The sequence below is a fragment of the Salinicola sp. JS01 genome (assembly GCF_030284585.1).
Lineage (GTDB): Bacteria > Pseudomonadota > Gammaproteobacteria > Pseudomonadales > Halomonadaceae > Salinicola.
The window spans coordinates 933,275-958,975 of record NZ_CP127244.1; the positions used below are offsets into that span (position 1 = coordinate 933,275).

Consider the following 25,701-nt stretch of genomic DNA (forward strand, 5'->3'; position numbering starts at 1 on the left):
GCATGACCGCTTCTCCCGGGCTCGCCGCCGAGCATCTGGCCGCCGCCTACCGGCAAGACGCCAACGCCACGCCGGCATCGGACACGCTACTGATCAACGAACAGTCACGCCTGCGCGAGTCGCAGGGGCAGCGGATCGTCAAGTTCGGTTTCGGTCAGTCACCGTTCCCGGTCTTTGGGGCGGCGGTGGAGGCGCTCTCCACTCATGCCGCCAGCAAGGCCTATCTGCCGGTACAGGGGCTGGCGGCGCTGCGTGAGCAGGTGGCGGCGTTCCATCGCGAGCTCGACGCCACCGAGTGGCTGGCGGAGCGGGTGCTGGTCGGCCCCGGCAGCAAGCTACTGCTGTTCGCCCTGATCAAGGCGCTGCCAGCGGCCGAGATCCTGATTCCGGCGCCGGCCTGGGTCTCCTATGCGCCACAGGCGCGCCTGGCGGGGCAGCCCGCGGTCAAGCTGGAGGCGAGCTTCGCCTCGCGCTGGCAGATCTCGCCGCAGCAGCTCGACGCTCACTGCCGCGCCGGCGGCCCGCGTACCCGCCTGCTGATCCTCAACGCCCCGGGCAACCCCACCGGGCTGTCGCCGGATGCCGAGCATCAGGCTGCGCTGGCCGAGGTGGCGCGACGCCACGGCATCATCGTGCTGGCCGACGAGATCTACGCCCCGCTGCATCACCAGGGTGCCCATCGGGCGTTCGCGCGCGACTACCCCGAGGCCACGGTGACCACCAGCGGTCTCTCCAAGTGGTGTGGCGCCGGTGGCTGGCGTCTCGGCGTGATGCAGGTACCGCCGGCGCTGGGCGAGGAGCTGATGGCGCGACTGCTGGGCATCGCCTCCGAGACCTGGTCGAGCGTGGCCAGCCCGGTGCAGGAAGCGGCCTGCGTCGCCTATCGTCACACGCCGCAGCTGGCCGCCTATCTTGAGCGCCAGCGCGCCTGGCTTTCGCTGATCGGCCAGTGGTGCAGTGCCGAACTCAACGCCGCGGGCATTCGCGTCCACGCTCCGGACGGCGGCTTCTATCTGTTCCCCGATTTCGAGGCGCAGCGTGACCGGCTTGCGGCACGTGGCATCCATACCAGCGCCGAGCTCACCGCCCGCCTGCTCGAGGAGACCGGCGTGGCGCTGCTGCCCGGGTCGGCCTTCGGCTGTGCGCCCACGCAGCTGACTGCCAGGCTGGCCTATGTCGACTTCGACGGCGAGCAGCTCCTGGGCCAGGACCCGGCGCGGCTCGAAGCGCCGCTGCAGGTGGCGGCCCTGGCCCGGGTCCGCGACGGTATCCACGCCCTCGTCGAGTGGCTATCCTGAGAAGGGTGTCTGCCGCCACCGGCATGAGCGGGGCTGCTGGCCGATGGCCGCAGCGTTTTCTCGGCCTATCGGAGGCGCAGGACACATTTCATTGCCGAGAGAAACACTTCTTACGGGAACTCTCGGCCATGTGTGACATCCCAATTAGGCACATGCAGCAAATCGACTTCTGGAGGATTGAATGCAACGGATCACTGCGTTTCTCGCGGCAGCCATGATGACCACCGGTCTGGCCAGCGCCCCGGTCATGGCCCAGGACACCGCCGACAGCGCCGCCAAGACCCAGGCGCCGGCGAAAAACTTCTCCGACGAGCAGCTGCAGCACTTCGCTGATGCCTCGCAGCAGATCGCCTCGATCTCGCAGGACTACACCGAGCAGCTGCAAAATGCCTCCGACGAAGGCCAGCAGCAGAAAATTCGCCAGCAGGCCAACGACGAGATGGTCGAGGCCGTGAAGGACAACGAGATGAGCGTCGAGCAGTTCAACGCCATCGGGCAAGCCATCCAGCAGGACCCGCAGCTGATGCAGCGGGTGCAGGGCATGGTGCAGAAGAAGCAGTAAGCGACGCTCACCAGCGCCTGAAGCGCCCCGCCCCGGATTCCCCGGGGCGGGGCGCTCTGTTTTGGGGCTTGGCGTCGTGGGATCCCGGCAGTCGGGTTCAGCGACGTACCGGGACTTCCGTGAAGGACATAAAAAAACCGCCGATCACAGGATCGGCGGTCTGGTTTCGGCAACCCATGAGGTCATCTCATGTCATCGCACCTCATGGGCTGCGACGACGGCTCAGTTGTTGCCGTCGATGGCGTTGCTGGCATCACGCAGCAGGTTGGAGGTGGCCTCCTTGGTGCTCTGCCAGGCGCTGGAGGCGCCCTGCTTGGTCTGCTCCCAAGCCTGCGCGGCATTGGTCTTGGCCTGCTTCCACCAGTCGTTGGTGTACTCGGGCTGCTGCTTCAGGGCACCCTGGTCGAGATCCAGCACCACGCGGTACTCGATGTCGTCGAGATTGTCGGCGTGAACCGTTTCGACGGTGAAGTCACCCTTCTGGACCACGAATTCCCGATCGCCCATGTCGAGCACGCCACCGGCTTCGATCACCAGCGCCTGCACGCTCATGTCTTCGCCCAGCAGGATGTCTTCGACATCGCCGATGTCGTCCTTGGGTGCACTCTTCAGATAGACGTCGGCGTCCATCAGCTCCCCGGCGGAGTAGAGGCCCTGCAGGTCATGCTTGGCGGTGTCCTGGGCCAGGGCGGCCTGGGACATGGCGGCGGAGCCGGCGACCAGCGCGGCGGCACCCAGAGTCTGCTTCCATGACAGTTTTTGCATCTTCGTCTCCTTGCCTGAAGGCTCCATTGACGAACCAATATCCTTGGCAACCTGCGGTAATGCTTTGAAAAACCGCCAGATTACGTACTGTAATATAGTCGTTGAGTGGGCCTTTGCAAGGTGCCTGCGAGCTTAGGGAAACGCTGAATAAATCGCCGAACGAGATGAAGGGCAAGGCGCCCGGAACGTAGAGAGCGAGACATAACATGGGGTTAGGCGAGCTTTCGAGTACCGCGTAACGCAGCCATTCGCTCGTGCAGGCATTTATGCAGTGATTCCTTAGCTCGGCAATAGGAACGCCAGCTCCAGCGGCAGATAAACGAACGCCAGCAGCGTCGAGCAGAACACCAGGCTGGCGACATACTCCGGCTCGCGCCGGGCGCGCTGGGCGAACAGATAGTTGTAGACCGCCACCGGCATGCTCATCTGCAGCGCCACGGCGCTGGCGGCGAGCGGCGGCAGGCCGAGCAGGGCGGCAATGCCGAAGGAGAGCCCCAGAGCGATGGGCACCCGGCACAGGGTGAAGATCAACCCGGAAGAGAGGTTGCGCGCCTGGATGCTGGCCAGCGAAACCCCCAGGGTGATCAGCATCAGCGGAATGGTCAGCCCGGAGAGCAGATGCACGGTGTTGCCGAGCCAGGCCGGCAGCGGAGTGCCGCTGAGCAGAAACAGCAGGGAGAGGGCGATGCTGTAGAGCGTGGGATTTTTCAGCAGCGCCTTCCACGGGTTGCCCCGTGACGCCATCATCATGCCGACGGTGAACTGGATCAGAGCATTGGCGACCCAGGCGGTCATGGCGTAGGTGAAGCCGGCATGGCCGAAAGCGTAGAGCGATACCGGCAGCCCCATATTGCCGGTATTGGGGTACATCATGGGGGAGAGAATCACCCGCCACGACTTGTTCAGCAGCCGCGCCACGCCCAGGCTCGCCAGCGCCAGCCCGGCAAGCACCAGCAGGGTCGCCAGCAGGGTCATGCCGAAGTCGCCCGGGTCGACATCGGCATTGGCCAGCGAGGCGAGCACCAGCGCCGGGGTACCGACGTTGAACACCAGCTTGGTCACGAATTCGGTGGGGTAGCTGTAGCCGAGTCGAATCCAGCCGAAGCCGATGCTCGCGCCGGCCAGCACCGGCGCCATCACGGCGAAGAGTTGAGCGAGCATGCGGGCGTTTCCCCATCAGCGGTGACGATACGACCCGGGCACAAGGCCGGCAGGGTCCAGGCGCGCCATTGTCGTCAATCCCGCGGCGGCGTCAATTCGCAGCCCCCGGCCGCCGCCACCGCGATGGCGGTCAGCCCCGCGTCATCTCGAGCACGATGCGCCCGTGGTGATTGGCGCAGGTTTCCAAATAGCGATGCGCTTCGATCACCTCGCCGAAATCGAAGCAGTGGTCGATCTGCGGGCGCAGCTCGCCGGCCAGGGTCATGCGCTCGACGTCGGCGATCGCCCGCGCCAGCGCCGGGCGGTTCTGGGGAATGCCCAGCTCCGGCTTGCCGCTGAAGTTGGAAAGGCTGTGGACGTGGAACTGGATGTTCTTGCGGAACGCCGCCTGCGCCGGGAACGAGGTCTCGTTGCCGCCGAGCAGGCCGTAGAGGATCAGCCGCCCGCGCGGCGCCATCACCTCGCCCAGCAGGTTGAACTGCGGGCCACCGAGCGCATCCAGGGCGACGTCGACGCCCTGGCCGTCGGTGAGCTTGGTCACCTTCTTGACCAGGTCCTGGGTCTCGGTATGCACCACCGCGTCGGCGCCCAGCGACTTCAGATAGTCGATGGCGCCTTCGTGGGGCGTCGCCGCGATCACCCGGGCGCCCAGGGCGTGGGCCACCTGTACCGCGTAGGGGCCACCGATATGGCAGGCGCCGGTGATCAGCACGGTCTCGCCGGGTTCCAGCGCGGCGACCTCGCGGAAGCCGAGCCAACTGACCAGAGAGGGCAGATAGTGCACACTCGCCTCGGTCGCCGAGAGCTGGCTCGGGTAGGCGATCAGCGCCTCCACCGGGAGCAGGGTGTGTTCGGCGTAGGTTGAGTAGCGGTTGGGGTCGAAGGCGGGGATCGACGCGACCCGGTCGCCGGGGCGGAAGGCCTCGACGTCGGGCCCGACGGCGACCACGCGCCCGGCCATCTCGGTGCCCAGACCCGCGGGCAGGGTGGCGCGGGTCGGCCCCATGTTGCGCCGCCAGAGCACATCGTGCCAGTTGACCCCGATCGCCTCGGTGGCGATCGCGACTTCTCCGGCAGCGGGTTCCCGCTCAGGGGAATCGATGATATCGAGGACCTCGGCACCGCCGAATCGTTGAAATTGTATCGTGCGTGACATGGCACACCTCGGGCGTTCCGAATCTGTTGTCCGACTCTATCGATGATGACCGCGACACACTATGCTCGATCATCGATACTGGCTATAAAGCGTATCGATAACCGCGATGAGACGCCGGCGTTCGCCGCCACTACCCTCGGACCCAAGTGCCGGGGGTTGCGCCATGCGCGAGCGATCCGCTGCCGTGTGTTGGGAGATGCGAAGGGCTAGGCAAGGGAGTGGGTGATGAATCGAAGCGACCTGCGTGGTGTCGACTTCAAACTGCTGGTGGTCTTCGAAACCCTGATGCAGGAGCGCAGCGTCTCCCGGGCGGCGGAGCGGCTGTTCCTGGGCCAGCCGGCGACCAGCGCCGCGCTGGGGCGGTTACGCGACGTGTTCGGCGACCCGCTGCTGGTGCGCACCGGGCGCCAGATGGTGCCTACGGCGCGGGCGCTGGAGATCTATGATCAGCTGCAGCCGGCGCTGGATGCGATCTCCAGCGTGCTCAGCCGCACCAGCAGCTTCGACCCCGCCAGCAGCGAAGCGGTGTTTCGCGTCGGCTTCAGCGACGATATCGAGTTCGCGCTACTGCCGGCGCTGCTCAAGCGCCTGCGTACCGAAGCGCCGGGTATCGTGCTGGTGGTGCGCCGGGCCGACTTCCACCTCATGCCGCAACTGCTCAATACCGGCGAGATCACCGTCGCCGCCGGCTACGCCCGCGATCTGCCGGCCAACGCCAAGCAGAAGATCCTGCGCCGCTCCCGGGCCAAGGTGCTGCGCGCCGATGGCCGCCCCGGTGCGCTGACCCTAGACGACTACTGCGAGCGACCCCACGTGTTGGTCTCCTTCGATGGCGATCTGCACGGCTATGTCGACGATCTCCTGGCCGCCCACGGGCGCCAGCGCCGGATCGTGCTCGCCGTGCCGCAGTTCAACAGCCTCGCCTCGCTGCTGCAGGAGACCGACATGCTGGCCACGGTACCGGACTACGCCGCCGACGTGCTCGCCGCCCAGGGCGGGCTGCGCGTCGACGAGCTGCCGCTGGCGCGTGACCCTTCGCCGCTGAGCATGGTGTGGCAGAGCGTCTACGACAACGACCCCGCCGAGCGCTGGCTGCGCTCGCGGATTCAGATGATGTTCGCTGACGATTGAGCGTGCATGTCCACCCCCATCCGACGATGGGCGTTGGGGGCAGGGCACCGCGCGGGTCCAGTGCCAGGGATGGCAAAGGTAGCGCCCAGGGAGGGGGTCACAGCGCCCGCGCGACGCCCTGCTGCCGAATGGGCCCACGTCGTCTATCGGTTGTGGCATTCCAAGGGCGGGGGTGAAAAGCGTTCCAGGGGGACGCGGGGCGCGGCTTGACTTTGCGAGTGAAGATCAGAATCATTCGCGCTTGCCGGCCGTCCCACGGGCGGAGCCATTTTCGCCACCCACAGGATCGGCATGGAACTACTGCGCGTCGTCTTCCGTCACTACCGCTGGCCGTTCGTCGGCGTCATGCTCCTCAGCCTGCTCAGCGCGGCGCTGGGAATCGGCGTGATCGCCTTCATCAACCATGCGCTGATCGCCACCGAGGCCGGCGCCGGCGACAGCCGCGTGCTGACCACCCTGGTACCGTTCATCGGCCTGGTGGCGCTGCTGCTGGCGGTGACCCTGGGCTCGCAGCTGGCGCTCACCACGCTGGGTCATCACTTCGTCTATCGCCTGCGCGGGCGCCTGATCAAGCGCATTCTCGACACCGACATCGAACGCCTCGAGCAGCTCGGCAGCGCGCATCTGCTGGCCAGCCTGTCCAGCGATATCCGCAATATCACCATCGCCTTCGTGCGGCTACCGGAGCTGGTCCAGGGGGTGATCATCACCCTGGCCTCGGTGGCCTATCTGTTTTGGCTATCGCCGCCGCTGCTGATGGTCACCGCGGTATGGATCGCCATCACCATGCTGGTGGGGTGGTGGCTGGTATCTCAGGTCTATCATCATATCCATATCACCCGCACCACCGACGACCGCCTCTATCGCGACTACGAGACGGTGATCCACGGCCGCAAGGAGCTGTCGCTCAACCGCGACCGCGCGCGACATCTACTAGAAGAGGTGTATGACGCCCACGCCCGCACCTACCGCGACCACATCATCCGCGCCGATACCTGCCATCTGAGTGCCGGCAACTGGACCAACATCATGATGCTCGGTGCCATCGGCGTGGTGTTCTTCCTCGCCAACGGTCTGGGCTGGTCCAATACCGCGGTCGCCGCCACCTTCTCGCTGACGCTATTGTTCCTGCGTTCGCCGCTGATCCAGGCGGTGGGCGCGACGCCGACCCTGATCACCGCCCAGGTCTCGTTCGACAAGCTGCGCGAGCTGGAACTGGCACCTTACCGGCCCTCCTTCGACCTGGTCGAGGAACACGGCGAGTGGCAGACGCTGGCACTGCGCGGGGTCACCTATCGCTACCCCGAGCGTGGCGGGCGCGAGGGCTTCGCGGTGGGGCCGCTCGACCTCGAACTCGTCCGTGGCGAGCAGGTCTATCTGATCGGCGGCAACGGCAGCGGCAAGTCGACCCTGGCCAAGCTGCTGACCGGGCTCTACCGGCCGCATGCGGGGGAGATCCAGGTCGACGGTGTGGCGGTCACCGAGGCCGAGTGGCCGCGCTATCGTCAGCGCTTTGCCGCGGTCTATACCGACTTCCATCAGTTCGACCGGTTGATGGGGCCGCGCGGCGGTGCCGCCGATCCGGCGCTGCTCGACAACTGGCTGGAGACGCTGCAGCTGGCGCGCAAGCTCGAGCTCGAGAATGGCCGGGTGCTGGATACCGAACTCTCCCAGGGGCAGCGCAAACGCCTGGCACTGCTGATGGCGCTGGTCGAGCAGCGCCAGATCCTGCTGCTCGACGAGTGGGCGGCGGATCAGGACCCGCAGTTCCGTCGGGTCTTCTACCGCGAGCTGATGCCGCGCTTCCGCGAACTCGGCATCACCGTGTTCGCCATCAGCCATGACGACCACTACTTCGCCGAAGCCGATCGCCTGCTTGAGATGCGCGACGGCCGGCTGTTCGAACTCACCGGCGAAGCGCGCGACCTCGCCAGCCGAGATGCGGTGGCGCGGATCGATACCGCCTCTCCTTGAGCGCCTAGCGCCTAGCGCCTAGCTGGCGGTAGCGTCTTCCCTTTGCGCTCGCCGACGCTCGCCTCCTGCGCCAGGCGGCGCCCACCGTGGCGGGCGCGGGCTTCGAGTGCGGGGATCAGGTCGCCTTCGCTGAGATGACGCCAGAAGCGCTGCGGCATGTGCTGGGTCATGACCCGATGATTGAGCCGCGCCGGATTGAAGGTGCTGACGAAGTAGGTGCGCCAGAGCGCGTGCTGATCATCCGCGCCGACGGCCTGGGCAGCCCGGGCGCGGGTGGCCCAGGCCGCGGGGCAGGGCGTGCGATAATCCAGCCGCTGGCCGTCCCAGGCCACGCCGCCGCGCGGGGTGGCGATCAGGAAGGCGTTGCCGCCGAGGCGGTCGGCGAAGTGTTCGGCGCCCAGGTCGAGCACGTCGTGGGCCGGCTCGAACCAGGCGATAAAGCTGGCCTGGGACTCTTCCACCTTGAGGTCCTTCTCTCTGTCGCGGTCATCCCTCCTGCCGAGGCAATCTTCTCTGCCATGCAAACCCTCTCCGCCTGGGGTGTCCTGGGCACCCCGGGTATCCGCCGTGTCGGCGTCCGTGGCGTCGCGATAAAAGCGCAGGAAGGCGTGCATATGGTGTGCCTCGCGCTTGACCGCGTGGCGGCGCTGATGCAGCGCGCGGCCATCGCTGTCGGCGGCGTGGGTGGCGTCGCGCTCGCCGTGGTGCAGGCGCCATATCACCCGGTAGAGCAGGGCCCAGCGGTTCTGTTCGCCGCCGCCGCTACGGTAGCGTGAGGCGCGTTCGAGCAGGGCCAGGTCCTCGCGGCCGATGCGCACCGGCGCTGGCGCCACGCTCGGCTCGGGCAGCCTGATAGCGTCGGCGGTGGTGTCGGCGAAGAGATCTTCCTGGCGTTCGCGCGCATCCTCCCACACCACCGCCGCCGGCGGCACGCCGGCCTGCAGCAGGCGCCGGGCAGCGTCGCGCCACTGGCCGAAGTCCGCGGCGGGCACCACCCAGGGCATGGCACTGGCTGACGGGGCAGGCGTCATCGCGGGCTCACCATAGTGCCATCTGCGCCGGCTGTGGCGCGGTCAGCTGCTGGCGCAGGCGGGCGCTGTCGCGCTGGCCATCGGCGGGGCGATAGTCCTGAGTCACCACGAAGGGGCGCAGGGTCTCCACCCGGCAGCGCAGTGCGATCAGGTCCTGAAAGCGGATCTTGCGCTGGCGGCGCAGCGCGACCAGCCGCTGTACGCTCCTCAGGCCGATCCCCGGCACGCGGGCGATCAGCGCCGGCTCGGCGCGGTTGAGATCGACCGGGAAGGTATCGCGATGGGTCAGCGCCCAGGCCAGCTTGGGGTCGATCTCCAGCTCCAGATTGCCCGGCTTGCCGAGCAGCTCCGCGGCGGCGAAGCCGTAACCGCGGATCAGGAAGTCGGCCTGGTAGAGCCGATGCTCGCGCAGCAGCGGTGGCGCCGCCTGGGGCAGACCAGCGGGGCGTTCGGGGATCGGACTGAAGGCCGAGTAGTAGACGCGCTTAAGGCGGAAGTCGCGGTAGAGCTGCTCGGCGGACTGCAGGATGGTGCGGTCGTCGGTGGCATCGGCGCCGACGATCATCTGCGTGCTCTGACCGCCCGGGGCGTAGCGCGGCGCCAGGCGCTTGGGGTTGGCGCTGCGCGGTGGCTGTCTGGCGTCCTGGGTGGCCGCGTCGTTGGCGGCGTCGATGCCCTGGCGGATCTGCCCCATCGCCGAGTGGATGGTACCCAGCTCCTTTTCCGGTGCCAGGGTCTTGAGACTCGTGAGCGTCGGCAGCTCGATATTGGCGCTCAAGCGGTCGGCATAGCGCCCGGCCTCTTCCAGCAGTTTGGGGTCGGCCTCGGGGATCGCCTTGAGGTGGATATAGCCACGGAACTGATGCGTCTCACGCAGCAGCTTCGCCACCTGGATCAACTGCTCCATGGTGTAGTCGCTGGAGCGGATGATGCCCGAACTCAGGAACAGCCCGCTGATGGTGTTGCGGCGATAGAAGGAGAGCGTGAGCCGTACCACCTCTTCCGGCGTGAAGCGGGCGCGCGGAATATTGCTCGAACGGCGGTTGATGCAGTACTGGCAGTCGTAGAGGCAGAAGTTGGTCAGCAGCACCTTGAGCAGCGAGACGCAGCGGCCGTCCGGGGTGAAGCTATGACAGATGCCCATGCCGCTGGAGGCACCCAGCCCGGCCTTGCCGCGGGAGCTGCGGTTGGGCGCGCCGCTGCTGGCGCAGGAGGCGTCGTACTTGGCGGCATCGGCCAGGATGGAGAGTTTGTCGATCAGCTCCATGGCGCACCTCGAGCAGGGGAGACGGCAACCCCGGTGGCGGGCCGACCCTGTCAGGATGGCTGCCGCGATCGGGGAGCTTAGTTCGAAATACTGTACTCAAAAACAGTGGTTTTGCATACAGTATTCGTGTCTCCGGATAGGCCCGGTGCGTATCAGGCCGATGTCTCGCCTGCCGCCGCCAGCGCCTCGCAGCGCGTGCGGATCTCGGCGTAGGGATAGGCCTCGAAGCGCGCGTACCCCGGCAGCTTGCGCGCCTTGAGCGGGGTGAACAGCGGCATCGCCAGCCCGCACAGAAAGTGCGCCATGCGCTGGGGGCCGGGGGCCTCGCCCAGGGTGTCGCGGTGGTGGGTGATGAACGGCGCCAGCGCCTGCTGCAGCGTCTGCGCATCGGGCTCGGGCAGCGGCGGTGCCGGCGGCAGGCGGGCGATATGGCCGTGGCATACCGAACAATGGCCGCAGCCCCGGGCGGCCTGGACCGAGTGGCCGCAGCCAGTAGTACCCGCCGGCGGCGCCTCGCCGAAATAGGCCGCCAGGCGCCAGGTCAGGCAGGTGGTGGATTCGAACAGGTCGAGCATGGCGTGCAGCCGGGCGATCTCACTCGCCTCCCGCGCCTGGTACTCGGCCAGCAGCGTCTCGCTCAGGCCGTCGATGTCGAACTCGGGCGTCAGCACCTCGTAGACATCGGTCATGCGCTTGGCTTCCAGCACCACCCAGCCCTTCTCCTGGAAGTACTCCAGCGCCGTGATCACTCGCCCTCGCGAGGCGTCGATGCCGGCCGCCGCCCCCGCCTGATAGAGGCGCTCGAAATCCACCGTGCCCCAGGTGCGCGCCATCGGCACGTTGTCGACGATCAGCCGCACGAAGTCGGCGCGCTCGCCCTCGAAGCGCGCCACCAGCGCCTCTGCCGGCTCGACGTAGCGCAGTCGGTACTCGGCCAGGTAGGCGTAGCGCGGGGCGATGACGCCGTGCATCTCCAGGCGCACCAGCAGCGTCTTCAACGGCAGCAGGCGCACGTTGCTATCGCGCGAGAGGGTGTTGAGCAGCACCGGCCACTGGCGCTCCGGCCCGGCGCCGGCGGCGGCGATCTCGCCGAGCACGTGGCGAATGCCGGCGCGCTCCGGGGTATCGCCGTAGACGAAGTTCTCCAGTACCCGCAGGCCGTCGCGGCCGGCCAGGGTGAGGCAACGTGAGGGCTTGCCGTCGCGTCCGGCGCGGCCGATTTCCTGGCTGTAGTTCTCGATCGACTTGGGCAGGTCGTAGTGGACCACGTTGCGTATATCGCCCTTGTCGATGCCCATGCCGAAGGCGATGGTGGCGACGATGCAGGCGAGCTCGCCGTGCATGAAGCCCTGCTGAATGGCCTCGCGGGTCTCGCTGTCGAGCCCGGCGTGGTAGGCCCGCGCGGCGATGCCGCGGGCGCTGAGATCGCGGGCGACCTGTTCGGCGCTGTGCTGCAGGGTGACGTAGACGATGGTGGGCGCGGCCGCACCCGGCTGCTGCTGCGGCGCCAGCCACGCCGCCAGGGCCTCGAGACGCTCGTCGGCCGGCACCGGCTCGACCAGCAGTTCGAGGTTGGGGCGGTGGAAGCCGGTGGTGATCACGTCCTCGGCGGCAATGGCGAACTTGTCGCGCATGTCGGCGATCACCGCCGGGGTCGCGGTCGCGGTGAGCAGCAGCGCCTGAGGGATATCGAACTCGCGCTGGTAGTCGGGCAGCTTGAGGTAGTCCGGGCGGAAGTTGTGGCCCCACTCGGAGATGCAGTGGGCCTCGTCGACCACTAGCAGCGAGATCGCGATCTGGCGCAGGAAGTGGCGGAAGCGCTCGTTCTTGAGCCGCTCCACCGAGACCATCAGGATCTTGAGCTCGTTGCGCCGCGCCCGCTCCATGATCTCGCGCACGGTGTCGCGGTCCTGGGTGGAGTCGATGCTGGCGGCGGCCACGCCGTGGCGCTGGAGAAAACCGAGCTGGTCCTGCATCAGCGCCAGCAGCGGCGAGACCACCAGGGTGAGGTGGGGCAGGTGCAGCGCGGGGAGCTGATAGCACAGCGACTTGCCGGCGCCGGTGGCGAAGATCGCCGCGGTCGAACGGCCGCCGATGACGCGTTCGATCACCGCGCCCTGGCCACCGCGGAAATCGTCGAAGCCGAAGACGCGCTTGAGGGTCTGGCGAGCGGTCTCTGGGGTCATGTCGGGCTCCCTGGGTTGGCCGATGCAGCGCGGCCGGCCCGGCGCTGCGGGGGCGCAGTATCGCACGCCCGGGTGACGCTTGCAGGTCGCTGCCGTGTCAGCGGCGCGCACGGCAGGCGCGCTGGCAAGTGCCGGCGTGCCCGCTCGGCTATCGAGTGGTGACGTCGCGCTGCGGCCAGGGGGCCGCGCTGGGATTGGCGGCCATGGCCTTCTCATCGGGCGGCTGGGTCTGGGTCGGTGTCAGCGTCGCCTGGGCGTGGCGCGAGGAGCGGTAGCTGACCCCGTGACGCGCCCGCGGCGGCTCGTTGCCGGTATGCAGGGCGGTGACGCGTTCGATGATCGCGCGGTCGCCCAGGGTCATGCGGTCGAGCATGCGCAGATGCTGCAGCCAGTTGGGTACCAGGAAGACTTCCTGCCACAGGTCGCGGTCGACGATATCGCGATAGAGCGACCAGCGCTTGGCGCCGTTGCGCAGGCGCAGCTTGCGCAGCGGGCGCACCGCGCGGGCGAAGTCGCGTAGATGCTCGGCATCGATGCGGTACTCGATGGTCACCATGACCGAACCGCGGGCCGGGTCGAACTCGAAGTCCGGGCGCTCGGTGTGCGCTTCCGGCGCTTCGATCAGGCCGCTGGCATCGAGATCGGGCAGACGCGAGGGCAACAGCAGCAGCGCCGAGATCAGCAGCAGCGCGCCGGCCAGCAGCAACGCCAGGTGCACGCCCAGGCCCTCGGTGAGCTGGCCCCACAGCAGCGAGCCCAGGGTCAGCCCGGCGTAGAGCGCGGTCTGGTAGAGCGCCAGCGCGCGGGCCTTGACCCAGTCCGGCACCAGCACCTGCACCGCCGAGTTGTAGGAGGCGACCGCGGCGATCCAGCAGCCCCCGCCGATCACCAGCGCCGGGAACAGCAGCCACAGCCTGTCGACCCCGCCGAGGATCAGCATCACCCCGCCCAGCAGTATGGCGGCGACGCTGATCAGGCGGCTGCTGCCAAGGCGCTGGCGTGCCCGGTTGACCAGGGTGCTGCCGGCGATCGCGCCGATCCCCAGCCCGCCCAGCATATAGCCGTAGAGCGAGGCGCTGCCGCTGGGATGCTGATGTGCCAGCAGCGGCAACAGCGCCCAGATCGCGCTGGCCGAGATGCCGAAGATGAAGGCGCGCAGCATCACCAGGCGGGTGACGCTGGAGTACTGCACGAAGTGCAGCGCCGCCTTGACCCCTCCCATAGCCGCTCCGGCGGCAGCGACTTGGGTAGCACCGCGCGCTTCCAGCGCCACAGCGCGGCGAGCAGGCCGCAGAAGCAGAGCACGTTGAGCAGGAAGATCCACGCCGGCCCCACCGCCGCCAGCAGCAGCCCGCCGATGGCCGGGCCGATGGCACGCGCGGCGTTGTAGTTGACGCTGTTGAGCAGCACGGCGCTGGAGACCAGATTGCGCGGCACCTGCTCGTTGACCGCCGCCTGCCAGGCCGGGGTGGTGATCGCCGCACCGATCGAGACGCACAGGATCGAGGTGAGCAGCAGGGTCGGCGAGAGCAGGCCGAGAAAGGCGATCACGGTGATGAAGGCGCCGCCCAGCAGCTCGATGGTCAACCCGAACAGCATCACCTTACGGCGGTCGTAGTTGTCCGCGATCACCCCGGTGACGATCGACATCAGCACCAGCGGCAGCGCCGCCGCCACCTGGATCAGCGCCACCAGCAGTGCGCCGCCGGCGCTGGAAGTGACCACCCAGGCCGCCGCCACCGACTGTGCCCATACGCCCAGGTTGGCGAACAAGTTGGCGATCCAGATCATGCGGAAGGCGGGCACGCCGAGCGGCGCGAAGGTGCTCACATCCGCCGGGCGCGGCGGCGTCTGGTCGGGCTCGAGGGTCAGATCGCTCTGGCGGGAAACGGGTTGCAGCATGGCGGGCTCGCTGTCGGCGGGCGAATCGGAAAGCGCAGGCGGGCCCGCGGTGTCACACCGCGAGCCCCAGATGACTAAATATTAGCATCCTGTCGATTACTGCCGCCGTCCAGCCCGACTTTCGACGCTTTCGGGGCGTGCCTGGACTTGCCTTGCCTAGATTGCCTAAATCGCCTGGGCCCAGCGCTGCTCCACCACCTCGCGATGGGCCGCCAGCGGATGCCAGGCCACGGGGCCGTCGCTGTCGGCGAGATCGAACACCTCGCGCCCGGCGACATGGTTGAGAATGGTCGCCGAGCGCCACGCCATCAGCGATAGCTGCGGCTCGGCGATGCCGTGGCTGTGGCGCCCGGCGTTGACCGCGTAGAGCCGGTGGGCAGCGGGGCCATCCCAGGCCACCTCGAAGTGCGGGCCGAGCACCAGATCGCCCTGGGCGTCGCGCGCCAGACGCTCGGTCAGCGGCGCCAGGCACGCCGGCAGCTGCGAGCAGAAGCCGGTGGCGAAGATCACCACGTCGGCGTCGAAGCGCTCGCGCTCGCCGCCCAGGCCGTGCTCGGTGGTCAGGCGCATCCCCGCGCCCTGGCGCGCTAGCGCCACCGCACTGCGATGCGGCAGCAGGCGCGCCCAGCGCGGCTCGCCGAGCACGTCGAAGCGGTGGTAGAGCTCGCGGTAGAGGGTCTGCAGGGCGGCCGGGGTGATGCCGTCGCTGGCCAGCTTCTGCGCCGCCACCTCGCGCTCGCGCACCGCCCGCGGCAGACCGTGGAAGGCGCCGGTGTAGCCGGGGGTGAAGTACTCGTTGGTGAACGCGGTCTCGTCGAGCGGCTCGAAGTTGCGCCGCCGCGAGATCCAGTCCAATGAACGCGGCTGACCCCAGTGGCCGCGCAGGGCGTTGAGGAACACATCGGCACCGCTCTGGCCGCCGCCCACCACCACCACGCGCAGGTCGGAGAAGTCGCGTCGGGCATGGGCGATCTCGGAGGCGTGCAGGCAGTGCGCCCCGCGCAGCGCGGTGGCGAACTCGGGCATCCACGGCGCCTTGCCGGTGCCCAGGCAGAGATGCCGGGCGCGGTAGTCGCCGCTGTCGGTGCGCAGGCGGAAACCGTGGGCGTCGAGATCGATCTCGCGCACGCCCTGGCCCAGCGTCACGCTCTCCAGGCGCTCGCCGACCCAGCGCAGGTAGTCTGAGAACTCGGCGCGGCTGACGCTGCCCAGCTCGGCGTTGAGGAAGCGGTAGAAGCGCCGGTGGCTGACAAGATAGTTGAGGAAGGAGTGGCGGCTGTCCGGCGCCACCGCGGTGACCAGATCCTTGAGGAAGCCGGTCTGCAGGTGGGTGTCGGGGAGCATCAGGCCGGGGTGCCAGGAGAGCGCCTGGCGCCGTTCGAAGAAGCGCGTGGCGAGTTGCGGCAGGCGCGAGTCCGCCAGCGCGGCGATGCTCAGATTGAAGGGGCCGGCACCCACGCCGGCCAGATCGAGAGTAGAGCGTTCAGACATCGGACACCTCCGGGGTTGTGATGACGTCGGCGCGTGGCGCGGCTTGGCGCACGCCGTGCAGGGGGTTGGCCACGTGCAGATCCATCTCCGCCAGCATGCGCTCGCGGGCGTTGTCGGTGGCGTGCAGGAACTTGGCGCGGTTGAGCGTCAGACGCAGGATGCGCGGCGCGAACAGATCGAAACGGGCGAAGCGCTCGGCCAGCGTCGGGTGGCGCTCACGGTAGGCGGTGAGCACGTCGCCGCAGAGCTGGTAGAAGCGTGTCTCACTGACCCCGCAGGCGGCAGCCAGCGGCGCGATGAAGCGCAGCGTGGTGACGAAATGGCCGGTCTGCAGATCGTGGATCAGCTTCTCCGGCGGCAGGCGCACGGTGACCGCGGTCAGGTTCTCCGGCAGGTCGCTGGCCTCGGGGAAATCCTCGTCGACCAGGCGCAGATCGCCCTGGAAATCCTTGAGCGCCAGGCGCGCGGGCCAGCCGTCGCGCAGGATCAGGGTGAGATTCTGGCCGTGGGCGATCAGTGAGACGCCGTAGCGGCAAATCAGATGCCACATCGGCACCACGGTGACCTCGAACAGCCGTGTGAGCCAGCGCTCCGCGGCGGCCGGGGACTCCGCCCCGGCCGCGCGCAGATAGGCGGCGAGCCAGGGCCGGCCGTGCTCGTCGCGCTGCATCAGCTCGGCCATCAGCAGCGCCTGCTCGGTGGCTGCCAGACGCGGCGCCAGCGCTTCGCGCCAGATCACCCCGAACAGCTCGGCGTAGCGGTAGGGCGCCTGGTCCAGACGCGCGTACTGGGCGTGGGGCAGCACCGCACCGGCGGGCTCGGCGAGGATCTCCAGCCCCGCGCGGGCAAACTCCGCGTCCTCCTGGGCGCGGCGCTTGAGCCACGCCGAGGCCGCCGGGCCGGCGAGCAGATAGCGCCCGGGGATGCCGCGATAGCAGGAGGTGTTCATGATCGTCAGCGGCAGCTTGATATCGTGGCTGGCGCGCCGGCTGACGTTGGTCAGGGTGCGCAGCGACTGCTGCGGCGCGTAGCGGTCGCCGAACTCGCCCAGATAGTGCAGCCGGCCGTGGGCGATATCGCCGGCGTGCAGCGGCGCCAGCCAGCGCTGCCACTGCCACGGGTGCACCGGCATCAGGCGGTAGTCGGTGGGGTTGTCGACGCGCTCGGCCAGCGCCTGGCGCAGCCGCCCCAGCTCGATATCGCAGAGCGCCGAGCGCAGGAGTTCCGGGGTGTCGATGGCCGTGCCGCCGCTCTCGAGCGCGGACGCGGCCACCGCCACCCAGCCCAGCTGGAAGCTGTGGCCATGCTCCGGGGCGTAGCGCGCCAGCGCTTCCAGCCCCCAGCCGCGGCGCCCTTTGTTGAACAGGAACTTGGGGTGGCCGTCGAGCAGCCGCTGGCGCTGCGGTTCGGGCAGACGGATGGCGGCATCGGCGCTGAGCCCGCGTCGCGCCTGGCGCAGCTGGCAGTCGGCGCGCAGGGTGGCGAACAGATCCTCCAGATGCTCGGCGACCTGGCTATCCTGCATGCCCAGCGGCGCGGCCAGCGCGAGCAGGAAATCGGCCGCCTCCAGGCTCGCCCCGGGGGGCGGGCTCAGGCTCTCGGGGTCGACCTGCGGCTGGCCCCAGAGATTGGTTTGGGCGCTGAAGTGCCAACTGCCGTGCTCGTTCAGGTCGAGGCGGTAGCCGCTGTCATCGTCGCCCAGCGGCGCGAGAATGCGCTCGTAGCTCAGCTCGCCGATCATCTTGGCGATCAGCGCGCGGTTGGCCGCGCCCCAGTGCGGCGCCAGGCAGGCGTCCAGCGTGGCCATCTCCGGGGCTGCGTGCATCATCGAAGGTCGGGGCATCACAGAATCTCGCTGAAGAAGTGATCGCGCTGGCCCATCACCAGGCTCGAACGCTTGTGCGGGAAGTCGAAGTCGCGCAGACGCTCCAGCCCGAGGCGCCCCAGATGGCGGAACAGCCGCTGGTTGTCGTGACGCGGCTCCAGCACCAGGCGGGTGGTGCGCGGCTCGCAGAGATAGGCGTAGTGGCTGAGCCCGCCCAGCCAGGCATCGACGAACTGCGGCCCGCGCACGTCCTCCTCGCCCACCAGCAGATGAATGCCGCGGTCGAAGGGTGCCCAGGGGTAGTGGGGGGCGAGACGATCCTCAGCGGCCCAGTAGAGCTCGAAGTAGCCGAACGCGCGGCCGTCGAACTCCCCGATCAGCGGCAGGGTGTGCGGGTCGGCCAGGCGCTGGTCGATGAACTCGGCCAGCTCCGCCTCGGGCCACGCCTGCTCCCAGAACTCGGCCACCCGCGGCAGATGCATCCAGCGCACGAAGCGTTCGAGGTCGCGCTCGCGCTCGATCACGCGCAGGCTGAAGGTCTGGCCTAGCTTGGGCATCAGCCGCCGGTAGACCTCGCCGCTCGGCTTGGCTGGGCGTTGGGGGTGGCCCAACTCGGGGGCGAAGGGCGTCTGCGCCGGGGTGGTCGGGGCGTGGCCCAGCCAGTGCCACGGCTGCTGATAGAAGACCGAGCGCAGCACCCGCGGGCCGCCCAGGGTGGCGATGAGCGTCGGCCAGTCCGGATGGGCCTGCCACTCCGCGTCTTCGAGCACCAGCAGCGCAAGCGTCGGGTGGCGGGCGAAGGCGGCATCGAGGGCGGCGATCAGCGAGTGCGGAGCGTGCTCGCCGGTGGCGTTCAGGCGCGCGGCGCGGTCGGCGAGGAAGGCAAGCGAGTCCTCGGCACTGCGTGTCTTGGCTGCGTCGGCCCTGGAAACGTGAGTCTCGCCGAGCGAGTGATCGCGCGTGGCCGTCAGTGCGTCTGTCGGCGTGTCTTGCAGCGTGTCTGGCGACGTAGCAGTCATGCGATGGCTCCGGTGGGGCGGTTGGCGTTCGGCGTCGCGGTCGGCGCTGCCTGCGAGCCGTCGAGGGATCGGGTCAGAGGTTGCGTCAACGGGTTGCGTAGCGGCAGATAGAGGCGGGCGGGGTTGCCCAGGGTCGCCTCGTTGACGCCGCTCAGGTAGCAGAAGAAGTTGCCCTTCACCTCCAGTTCGGCGGCGTTCAGGGCGTGATCCAGGCAGTCGAGATCGCCGTCGAGCCGTTCGCGCAGGCCCTCGAGATGGGCGCGCAGATCGGCCAGCAGCAGTGCTTCCTCGGCCAGGCCGTCGGCGGCCAGGGCGCTGGTGACGGCGAAGGTGGAGTTGATCAGCAGGTAGTAGAGGAAGTAGCGGCGCAGGGTATCGCGGGACCAGTGGTTTTCCGGCGTCGCGGCCAGCTGCGGATGGCGCGCGAGAAAGTGGTCGCTCACACCGCTGCCCTGGCAGTCGCGGTAGTCCATGCCCACCGGCCAGCCCTGGTCGAGGCGCAGCACGATGTTCTGCTGGTGCGCCAGCAGCACGATGCCCTCTTCCACCACCAGCCCGAACAGCGGGGTGAGCACTCGCTCGCAGTAGGCGGCGAACCAGCCGCGTGTGGCCTCGGCCAGCGGCTCGCCGCGCTGGGCGGCAGCGGCGCGGACCCGGGCGGCGAGCAGCGATTCGCCCTCTGCCGCCAACGGCTGCTGGGTCAGGGTGGCGAGCACCACCGCCTCGGCGTTGGGCGCGTGCTGCAGCGGGTTCTCACGCAGCAGCACCAGGCTGGCGGCATCCACCTCGCCCTCGGCATCGCGCCAGCCGAGCCAGGCCGGCTCCTGCATCACGTTGAAGCCGGGGAAGCGCCGGGCGATATCGAGATCGCGCATCCATTCATCCAGACGCAGCCCGCGGGTGACCTCCTTGACGCTGAGCAGACGCAGTGAATTGGTCAGGCGAGCGGAGAGCGAGCCCTTGACCATCCACGGCACGCCGCTGGCGTAGAGCGAACGATGCGATGAAGTGGGGTACCACTCGGCCTGGCTATCGCCCAGCCACACCAGCTCACCCGCCGCCTCGAGCGCCTGGACGCCGGGCTGCGCGCGCAGGTGCCGGGCCTGCCATGGGTGCATGGGCAGGGCGACGAACGCCTGCCCGGTCGCACTCTCCGGCAGCCGCACGGCCAGCTCGGCGGGCAGCAGGTCGGCGGCCAGCTCGGCGGCGCTCTGGTCGCGGCTGGAAGCCTCGACCACGCGCTCGGGGGCGACGCCCCACCAGGCGAGACCGACCCGGGCGCGGTGCTCGGGGCAGTAGCGCTGCGCCTCCTGCGCGGTGAAGGGTGCCCGCGACTTGGGCGCGGGGTGGAAGGCGTGGCCAGCGAGCAGGCCCTGCTCGGCGGCGATGAAATCGAGCGGCCCCTGCTGCAGCCGGGTCAGATCGTCCCGCGCCTCTAGGCTCTCCTGGGTGTTGGCGCGGCTCTCCAGCACCCGCTCGCGGAAGCGGGCGCGGGACTCAGCGTCGAGTTCGCCGACCAGCGCCGGTGTCGCCAGCACCCGATCCAGCGCCGTGGCGAAGTCGAGCGCCTGCGAGGTGCCGTGACGCACCTGGTGTGGCGGCCACACGAAGCGGCACTCGCCGCTGGCACTGCGGTGGCGCAGGCGTAGATGCAGCTCGCCGTCGCTCAGCGGCAGCACCGCTCGCTCACCGCTCGCGTCGCTGACCAGCCGCCAGTGCGAGCACTCGCGCAGCAGCGCATTGAAGAAACAGCTCGCGGCGAGATCGACGCGCGAGGAGACCGCGGAGGGCGTGGTATTCGGCATGGGACGACTCCTTTTCCGAGAATCTTTTTGAGAATGCTAAGGCAAATAAAAATCATTCATGTTAATTGAGTGTGTTGATTCAGGGTCATCGCGTGAGGTTTTCGGCGTGTGGTGTTCTCGGGTCGTGGCGTTTCTGGGTCGTTGCGTTTCTAGCTCGTGGCGTTTCTAGCTGGCGACGTCCGACTTCAGGGGTGGCCGCCGTGCCGGGCCATGGCGGTGCGTTCGCCGCTTCGCCCGCGGCGTGACAGCGGGATCAGCAGCAGCAGCGCCACGGCGGCCATCAGTGCCAGGGGCAGCAGGCGGCCAGGGTCGATCAGGCTGACGCAGAGCGCCGCCAGGCCGTAGCCCAGGGTGTGCGCCATGCTCAGCAGGCCGGCGCTGGTGCCCTGGGCCTGGTGGCGGGTAGCCGCCTCGGTATAGCCGGGGACGGCAAGGGCAGCGCCGGTGCTCGCCAGTACCACGCCGAGCGCGAACAGCAGGCCGAGGCCGATATGGAGTCCCGGCGTGAGTGTGAAGGTGGCCGTGGCGGCGAGCAGGGCATAGCCCAGCGCCAGCCCCGCGGCACCCAGTGCCAGCAGCGCGCGGCTCTCCAGGCGGCGGGCGCGGACCACCCCGATCTGGGTGGCGAGTGCCCCCACCGCCCCCAGCGAGAGCAGCACGCCCATCCAGTGGCCGGCACGCGTGGCATCGATCGCCAGCGCCTGCTGCAGCGAGGCCGGCAGACCCAACTGCATCAGCGAGACCGACATCGCCAGCAGCAGCGCCATGGCCAGATAGGCCAGGTTGCTGCGCGGGGGCAGGCGGTGGGCGATGCCCTGCAGTGACTGCGCGGCGCTGTCGTGTGCGGCGGAATGCGCGGTATCGATAGTATCCGAGTCGCGGGCCGGCAGCGGGACGCCGGGCAGCAGCAACAGTGCCAGCAGCCCAGCTACCAGCATCAGCGCGAACGGCGCATACACCGACAGGCTCAGGCTGGCGGCGGCAAGCAGCGGGCCGAGCAGGCGGCCGCTGCTGAGGCCGGCGCTGACCGCGGCCAGTGCTGGCAGACGCTCGCCACCGGGGTGCAACGCCAGCGCCCACTGCTGGCAGGCCGGCACCATGCCCGACACCGTCAGGCCGTAGAGCACCCGGGCCACGGCCAGCACCACCAGCATCGCCATTGGCGCCAGTAGCCCCGCCACCGAGGCCCACAGCGCGGCCGCGATCAGCGCAAAGCTGAGCAGATAGCCCAGCAGCGCCTGTACTACCACCGGCCGCGCGCCGCGGCGGTCGGCGACCCCGCCCCAGAAGGGGCTGCCGACGAGAAACAGCATCGATCCGAGCAGAATCAGCCCCGCCCACTGCGACAGCGGCAGTCCGAATCGTGCCACCAGCACTGGCAGCATCACCAGCAGGCCGTTCTGACCCAGGCCCAGCAGGGCAGCGCAGGCACCAAGGCGCCATAGGGGAGGTAAAGGCATGCCGCATTCGCCAAAAGTATGAGAATAAGAATTATTATCATAGTGAGAATGGGTGTCAACGCGCGATACGCAGCGTTGCGTGAGGACTTGTATCGAGGGTTTCTGCGCAAGGCATCGTCGCGATGGGTCTCGTCGCGCGTGGAGGGTTCGTCGCGCGTGGAGGGGGGCGACTGCAGAGAGAGAAGGGCGCAGGGCGTCTGGGCGACGCACGTGGAAAGCATGACGGTGGACGCAAGGATGATGGGCCGACGCCCACCACTCGGGTGGGCGTCGGCTCGGCGGGAGGCGATCCCCGCGTTGTCAGTACTGGTGGGACCAGGTCAGGCTGTAGGTGCGGCCGCGGCCCTGGTAGTCGTAGAGATACTCGGGGCCGTAGTAGGGCGAGTAGAACATGGTCGCGCGTTGACCCCATACGGTGGAGTACTGCTTGTCGGTGAGGTTCTCCACCCCCAGGCTGAGCTTGCCGAAGCCGGTCTGCTGGCTCAGCAGTAGATCGAGGGTAGTGTAGCCGTCGATCTCGCGGTCGTTGTCGTCCTCGAGGTCGAAGGCGTGGTTGGCCTGCAGGCGCACCGAGCGCTCGAAGTCCGACCAGCCGACGAAGGCGGTCGCCGAGGAGAGCGAGGCGTAGCGGGCATCGCGCTTGTTCCAGTCGCCGTCGGCGTCTTTCTGCTCGGAGCGCACCAGATTCAGCGTGCTGCCGGCCTCGAAGCCGTTGTCGAAGTAGCGGGTCACGGCACCTTCCAGGCCGTAGTCGCGCTTCTTCTCGTCGACCACTTCGACGCTCAGGTCCTCGGCGTTCTCTACCGCCTTGTCGGACCAGGCGTAGTAGACCGCCGCCTGGGTGCTCCAGCCGCCGCCCTGATAGCGCCAGCCGAGTTCGACCTGATCGGTCTTGATCGCGCTCAGCGGGTTGGCCGAGACGCTGACGTCGGGGCTCTTGCCGTAGTACTTGGCCGGGTCGGGCAGCTCGAAGCCCTGGCTGTAGCGCAGCCAGTTTTGGTGGCCGTTACCGTAGTCGTAGAGCGCGCTGGCGTTGACCAGGGTGGCATCGTAGTGGTTGCTGCCGCCGGGAACGTTCTTGAAGTCGTCGACGTCGACGTTCATGCGCTGCTGGCGCGCGCCCGCCGAGAGCTTGAGCCCGCGGGTCACCTGCCAGTCGGCCTGGGCGAAGGCGGCGACGGTATCGACCCGGTAGCCGGGATAGCGATCCTCGGAGCGCGCCTCGCGCTGGGTCAGCGCACCGCTGGCGTCGGTGACGTCACGATCGAAGAAGATCTGGTCGGCATCGAACTTCTCGCGGCTCAGATCGACCCCGTAGGTGAGGCCGACACTGTCGCTCAGCTGGGCGTCGAACAGCCCCTTGATGCCGCTCAGCTTGGTGTTCTGCTGCGAGGCGCGGAACTCGTAGTAGTCCGGGTTGCGCCAACTCGGCGAGGGATAGGGAAAGGCGTTGAACTTGGCCTCCTCCTCGCGGTGGAACGCTTGCAGATAGAAGTCCTGACCCAGCAGATCGCTGTGGTGGTACTGCACGTTGATCATCTTGCGATCGGTGGCCGGATCGCGGTCCGAGCTGTAGCCGTCGCGGATTTCGGCGTCGTCGAGGTTGGGCGAGGCGTCGCCGAGATGGGGGAAGTAGACCCCGCGGTGCCCTTCATAGCCGGAGCGGTAGAGCTGGGCGCCGATGCTCAATGACTGCTCTTGGGTGAGCACGATATTGAGATTGCCCATCAGGTCGATGCTGCGGTTGTCCTGCAGGTCGGTCTGGGTGATGTCGGGGAAGATCTCGTTGCCGCTGCCGTCGAACTGGCGGCCGTTGTCGCGATAGGCGACCCCCAGATAGCCCTGGACGTGCTCGTTACCGCCGCTGACCGACTGATCGAGATGGTAGTCGAGGTCGTCGCCGTCGTTGAGCCCGCTGGTCACGCCCGCCTGGGTACGCAGGGTGGGAGCGCCTGCCTTGCCCTTGCGGGTGATGATATTGATGATGCCGCCGGTGGCGCTGCCGCCGTAGAGGCTGTTGGCCCCGGAGATCACCTCGACGTGGTCGATGTTGAACGGATCGATGGAATCGAACTGGCGCGACAGCCCGCGCGAGCTGTTCATCGAGACGCCGTCGATCAGCACCTGCACGTTGCGCCCGCGCATGTTCTGGCCGTAGTTGGTACGCCCCTGCGGCGCCAGGTCGAGCCCCGGCACCAGCTTGCCCAGGGCGCTCTTGAGGTCGGCGCCGGTGTCCAGCTGCTGCTGCAGCTCTTCGTGCTCGATCACCCAGACCGTTCCGGGGATCTGGCTGATCTGGGTCGGCGTGCGCGAGCCCACCACCACCACGGTGTCGTTGGACTCCTTGGCCTGCAGCGGCAGTGCGGACGCGCCGACGACGACCGCGAGGCCAAGCGTCATTGTCTTCTTCATGGATGTTCCCTTGCCGGTAACGAAACGTTATCGCTTGTGTCGAATCGAGTCCCGGATGCTAGCACTAATCAAAAGCAAAATGATAGTGATTCGTATTTGAAGAATGGTGACATGACGCATCCACTGAAACCGCCGTACGACGGGAGGGTGAGATCGTGTGACGAAACCGGCCGCGCATGGCGATGAACGCCGCCGGGGTGCGGCGCTGTCGGCGCGCTGTGTCAGGATAGGCGAGTGGGAAAGACGCGGTTTGTAACAGCGAACGCTGCCGCTGGCGGGCGTTGTCTCGCTATCGTTGCGTCATCGATTGCCGATTGTCTCGCCCAGGCGGAGGCAGCCGAGCGCAGTGCCCGGACAGCATTCAGAGAGGGGCAGACTGTGCCTAGAGAGTGGGCAGACTGTGCCTAGAGAGTGGGCAGACTGTGCCTAGGGCAGCACCGCGATGGGGCACTCATCCCCGGGATGCGGCATGACCCGCATCGGGATACCGTAGATCGCCTCCAGGGTGGCGTCGCACATCAGCGTGCCCGGCTCGCCCTCGGCGAGCAGGCGGCCGCTGTGCAGGGCGACCAGATGGTCGCAGTAGCGCGCCGCCATGTTGACGTCATGCAGTACGATCACCACGCCCAGGCCCAGCTCGCGACAGAGCTTGCGCACCAGCGCCAGCACCTCGACCTGGTGGGCGATATCCAGCGCCGCCAGCGGTTCGTCGAGCAGCAGGTAGCGGCTGCCCTGGGCCAGCAGCATGGCCAGCCACACGCGCTGTCGCTCGCCGCCGGAGAGGGTGTCGACCAGGCGGTCGGCGAAGGCCTCGGTATGGGTCAGCGCGATCGCGCGCTCGATCTGCTGCTGGTCGTGGGCGTTGAGCCGCCCCAACAGGCCGTGCCACGGGTAGCGCCCGAAGCCGATCAGCTCGCGGCAGGTGAGGTTCTCCGCGCTGGGCAGATGCTGGGGCAGATAGGCGACATGGCGAGCGAACTCGCGCGGTTTCCAGTTGGCCAGCGGGCGGCCGTCGAGGCTGATGGTGCCGCGGCTCACCGGCTGCTGCTGGGCGAGCAGCTTGAGCAGGGTCGACTTGCCGGAGCCGTTGTGGCCGATCAGACCGTAGATGCGCCCTTCGCCGAAGGTAAAATCGATCGGGGAGAGCAGCTCGCGGCCCGCGATTTCGAAGCTCGCAGCCTGGAGTTCGAACATGCCGGAACGACCTCGCAACGCAGGGGATGGGCGTGACAAGATGCAATCCTAATTCAAATACG

17 protein-coding genes and 1 pseudogene are annotated in these 25,701 nt (G+C 68.2%); 4 read left to right on the forward strand and 14 right to left on the reverse strand.

Annotated elements, in window-relative coordinates; translation table 11 throughout:
• The first annotated feature begins 2 nt into the window (after nt 1–2).
• Nucleotides 3–1,298, forward strand: a complete 1,296-nt coding sequence (locus QO259_RS04245; RefSeq protein WP_285951926.1) for a pyridoxal phosphate-dependent aminotransferase — start codon at nt 3–5, stop codon at nt 1,296–1,298.
• Nucleotides 1,299–1,479: 181 nt separating this feature from the next.
• Nucleotides 1,480–1,860, forward strand: coding sequence for a DUF4168 domain-containing protein (locus QO259_RS04250; RefSeq protein WP_207035106.1), 381 nt, complete (start codon nt 1,480–1,482; stop codon nt 1,858–1,860).
• A 222-nt stretch (nt 1,861–2,082) separates the two neighbouring features.
• Here the strand turns inward: QO259_RS04250 and QO259_RS04255 are convergent, their stop codons facing one another.
• The 3 genes from QO259_RS04255 to QO259_RS04265 all read right to left on the reverse strand — a co-directional run bounded on the left by QO259_RS04255 (nt 2,083) and on the right by QO259_RS04265 (nt 4,942).
• Nucleotides 2,083–2,625, reverse strand: coding sequence for a PRC-barrel domain containing protein (locus QO259_RS04255; protein ID WP_285951927.1), 543 nt, complete (start codon nt 2,623–2,625; stop codon nt 2,083–2,085).
• A 279-nt stretch (nt 2,626–2,904) separates the two neighbouring features.
• Nucleotides 2,905–3,786: an AEC family transporter gene (locus tag QO259_RS04260; protein WP_285951928.1), complete on the reverse strand. Its 882-nt coding sequence runs from the start codon at nt 3,784–3,786 to the stop codon at nt 2,905–2,907.
• A 130-nt stretch (nt 3,787–3,916) separates the two neighbouring features.
• Nucleotides 3,917–4,942 (reverse strand): zinc-dependent alcohol dehydrogenase family protein, encoded by a 1,026-nt coding sequence (locus QO259_RS04265; RefSeq protein WP_285951929.1) that lies wholly within the window; start codon nt 4,940–4,942, stop codon nt 3,917–3,919.
• A 225-nt stretch (nt 4,943–5,167) separates the two neighbouring features.
• Between QO259_RS04265 and QO259_RS04270 the strand changes: the two genes are divergently transcribed.
• Together QO259_RS04270 and QO259_RS04275 are read left to right on the forward strand one after the other, a co-directional pair.
• Nucleotides 5,168–6,073, forward strand: coding sequence for a LysR family transcriptional regulator (locus QO259_RS04270; RefSeq protein ID WP_207035098.1), 906 nt, complete (start codon nt 5,168–5,170; stop codon nt 6,071–6,073).
• 291 nt (nt 6,074–6,364) lie between these two features.
• Complete coding sequence (locus QO259_RS04275; protein WP_285951930.1) at nt 6,365–8,047, forward strand: multidrug ABC transporter permease/ATP-binding protein; 1,683 nt, start codon at nt 6,365–6,367, stop codon at nt 8,045–8,047.
• Between the two features lie 11 nt (nt 8,048–8,058).
• Here QO259_RS04275 and QO259_RS04280 read toward each other — a convergent pair whose 3' ends face one another.
• The 11 genes and pseudogenes from QO259_RS04280 to QO259_RS04335 form a co-directional block, all read right to left on the reverse strand.
• Nucleotides 8,059–9,078, reverse strand: a complete 1,020-nt coding sequence (locus tag QO259_RS04280; RefSeq protein WP_285951931.1) for a DUF4130 domain-containing protein — start codon at nt 9,076–9,078, stop codon at nt 8,059–8,061.
• A 7-nt stretch (nt 9,079–9,085) separates the two neighbouring features.
• A complete protein-coding gene (locus QO259_RS04285) occupies nt 9,086–10,345 on the reverse strand; it encodes a putative DNA modification/repair radical SAM protein (protein ID WP_285951932.1) in 1,260 nt (419 codons plus the stop codon).
• Between the two features lie 152 nt (nt 10,346–10,497).
• Nucleotides 10,498–12,531, reverse strand: a complete 2,034-nt coding sequence (locus QO259_RS04290) for a RecQ family ATP-dependent DNA helicase (protein ID WP_285951933.1) — start codon at nt 12,529–12,531, stop codon at nt 10,498–10,500.
• Between the two features lie 148 nt (nt 12,532–12,679).
• Nucleotides 12,680–14,433, reverse strand: a pseudogene (locus QO259_RS20245) (MFS transporter).
• Nucleotides 14,434–14,598: 165 nt separating this feature from the next.
• Complete coding sequence (locus QO259_RS04305; RefSeq protein ID WP_285951936.1) at nt 14,599–15,924, reverse strand: lysine N(6)-hydroxylase/L-ornithine N(5)-oxygenase family protein; 1,326 nt, start codon at nt 15,922–15,924, stop codon at nt 14,599–14,601.
• Complete coding sequence (locus QO259_RS04310) at nt 15,917–17,767, reverse strand: IucA/IucC family protein (protein ID WP_285951937.1); 1,851 nt, start codon at nt 17,765–17,767, stop codon at nt 15,917–15,919. Before QO259_RS04310 ends, QO259_RS04305 begins: the two co-directional genes overlap by 8 nt.
• On the reverse strand, nt 17,767–18,768 hold the full coding sequence (locus QO259_RS04315; protein WP_285951938.1) for a GNAT family N-acetyltransferase: 1,002 nt from the start codon (nt 18,766–18,768) through the stop codon (nt 17,767–17,769). The genes QO259_RS04310 and QO259_RS04315 overlap by 1 nt, the downstream gene beginning before the upstream one ends.
• Nucleotides 18,765–20,573 (reverse strand): IucA/IucC family protein, encoded by a 1,809-nt coding sequence (locus QO259_RS04320; protein WP_285951939.1) that lies wholly within the window; start codon nt 20,571–20,573, stop codon nt 18,765–18,767. Before QO259_RS04320 ends, QO259_RS04315 begins: the two co-directional genes overlap by 4 nt.
• Nucleotides 20,574–20,758: 185 nt before the next feature.
• A complete protein-coding gene (locus tag QO259_RS04325; protein ID WP_285951940.1) occupies nt 20,759–22,033 on the reverse strand; it encodes an MFS transporter in 1,275 nt (424 codons plus the stop codon).
• 300 nt (nt 22,034–22,333) lie between these two features.
• A complete protein-coding gene (locus tag QO259_RS04330; RefSeq protein WP_285951941.1) occupies nt 22,334–24,445 on the reverse strand; it encodes a TonB-dependent receptor in 2,112 nt (703 codons plus the stop codon).
• A gap of 426 nt (nt 24,446–24,871) precedes the next feature.
• Nucleotides 24,872–25,639 (reverse strand): ATP-binding cassette domain-containing protein, encoded by a 768-nt coding sequence (locus QO259_RS04335; RefSeq protein ID WP_207035075.1) that lies wholly within the window; start codon nt 25,637–25,639, stop codon nt 24,872–24,874.
• Nucleotides 25,640–25,701 lie beyond the last annotated feature (62 nt).

What these genes read in the sequence shown, in the direction of transcription:
- QO259_RS04245 (WP_285951926.1), top strand. Translation starts at nt 3, where the DNA reads ATGACCGCTTCTCCCGGGCTCGCCGCCGAGCATCTGGCCGCCGCCTAC.
- QO259_RS04250 (WP_207035106.1), top strand. Translation starts at nt 1,480, where the DNA reads ATGCAACGGATCACTGCGTTTCTCGCGGCAGCCATGATGACCACCGGT.
- QO259_RS04255 (WP_285951927.1), bottom strand. Translation starts at nt 2,625, where the DNA reads ATGCAAAAACTGTCATGGAAGCAGACTCTGGGTGCCGCCGCGCTGGTC.
- QO259_RS04260 (WP_285951928.1), bottom strand. Translation starts at nt 3,786, where the DNA reads ATGCTCGCTCAACTCTTCGCCGTGATGGCGCCGGTGCTGGCCGGCGCG.
- QO259_RS04265 (WP_285951929.1), bottom strand. Translation starts at nt 4,942, where the DNA reads ATGTCACGCACGATACAATTTCAACGATTCGGCGGTGCCGAGGTCCTC.
- QO259_RS04270 (WP_207035098.1), top strand. Translation starts at nt 5,168, where the DNA reads ATGAATCGAAGCGACCTGCGTGGTGTCGACTTCAAACTGCTGGTGGTC.
- QO259_RS04275 (WP_285951930.1), top strand. Translation starts at nt 6,365, where the DNA reads ATGGAACTACTGCGCGTCGTCTTCCGTCACTACCGCTGGCCGTTCGTC.
- QO259_RS04280 (WP_285951931.1), bottom strand. Translation starts at nt 9,078, where the DNA reads ATGACGCCTGCCCCGTCAGCCAGTGCCATGCCCTGGGTGGTGCCCGCC.
- QO259_RS04285 (WP_285951932.1), bottom strand. Translation starts at nt 10,345, where the DNA reads ATGGAGCTGATCGACAAACTCTCCATCCTGGCCGATGCCGCCAAGTAC.
- QO259_RS04290 (WP_285951933.1), bottom strand. Translation starts at nt 12,531, where the DNA reads ATGACCCCAGAGACCGCTCGCCAGACCCTCAAGCGCGTCTTCGGCTTC.
- QO259_RS04305 (WP_285951936.1), bottom strand. Translation starts at nt 15,924, where the DNA reads ATGTCTGAACGCTCTACTCTCGATCTGGCCGGCGTGGGTGCCGGCCCC.
- QO259_RS04310 (WP_285951937.1), bottom strand. Translation starts at nt 17,767, where the DNA reads ATGCCCCGACCTTCGATGATGCACGCAGCCCCGGAGATGGCCACGCTG.
- QO259_RS04315 (WP_285951938.1), bottom strand. Translation starts at nt 18,768, where the DNA reads ATGACTGCTACGTCGCCAGACACGCTGCAAGACACGCCGACAGACGCA.
- QO259_RS04320 (WP_285951939.1), bottom strand. Translation starts at nt 20,573, where the DNA reads ATGCCGAATACCACGCCCTCCGCGGTCTCCTCGCGCGTCGATCTCGCC.
- QO259_RS04325 (WP_285951940.1), bottom strand. Translation starts at nt 22,033, where the DNA reads ATGCCTTTACCTCCCCTATGGCGCCTTGGTGCCTGCGCTGCCCTGCTG.
- QO259_RS04330 (WP_285951941.1), bottom strand. Translation starts at nt 24,445, where the DNA reads ATGAAGAAGACAATGACGCTTGGCCTCGCGGTCGTCGTCGGCGCGTCC.
- QO259_RS04335 (WP_207035075.1), bottom strand. Translation starts at nt 25,639, where the DNA reads ATGTTCGAACTCCAGGCTGCGAGCTTCGAAATCGCGGGCCGCGAGCTG.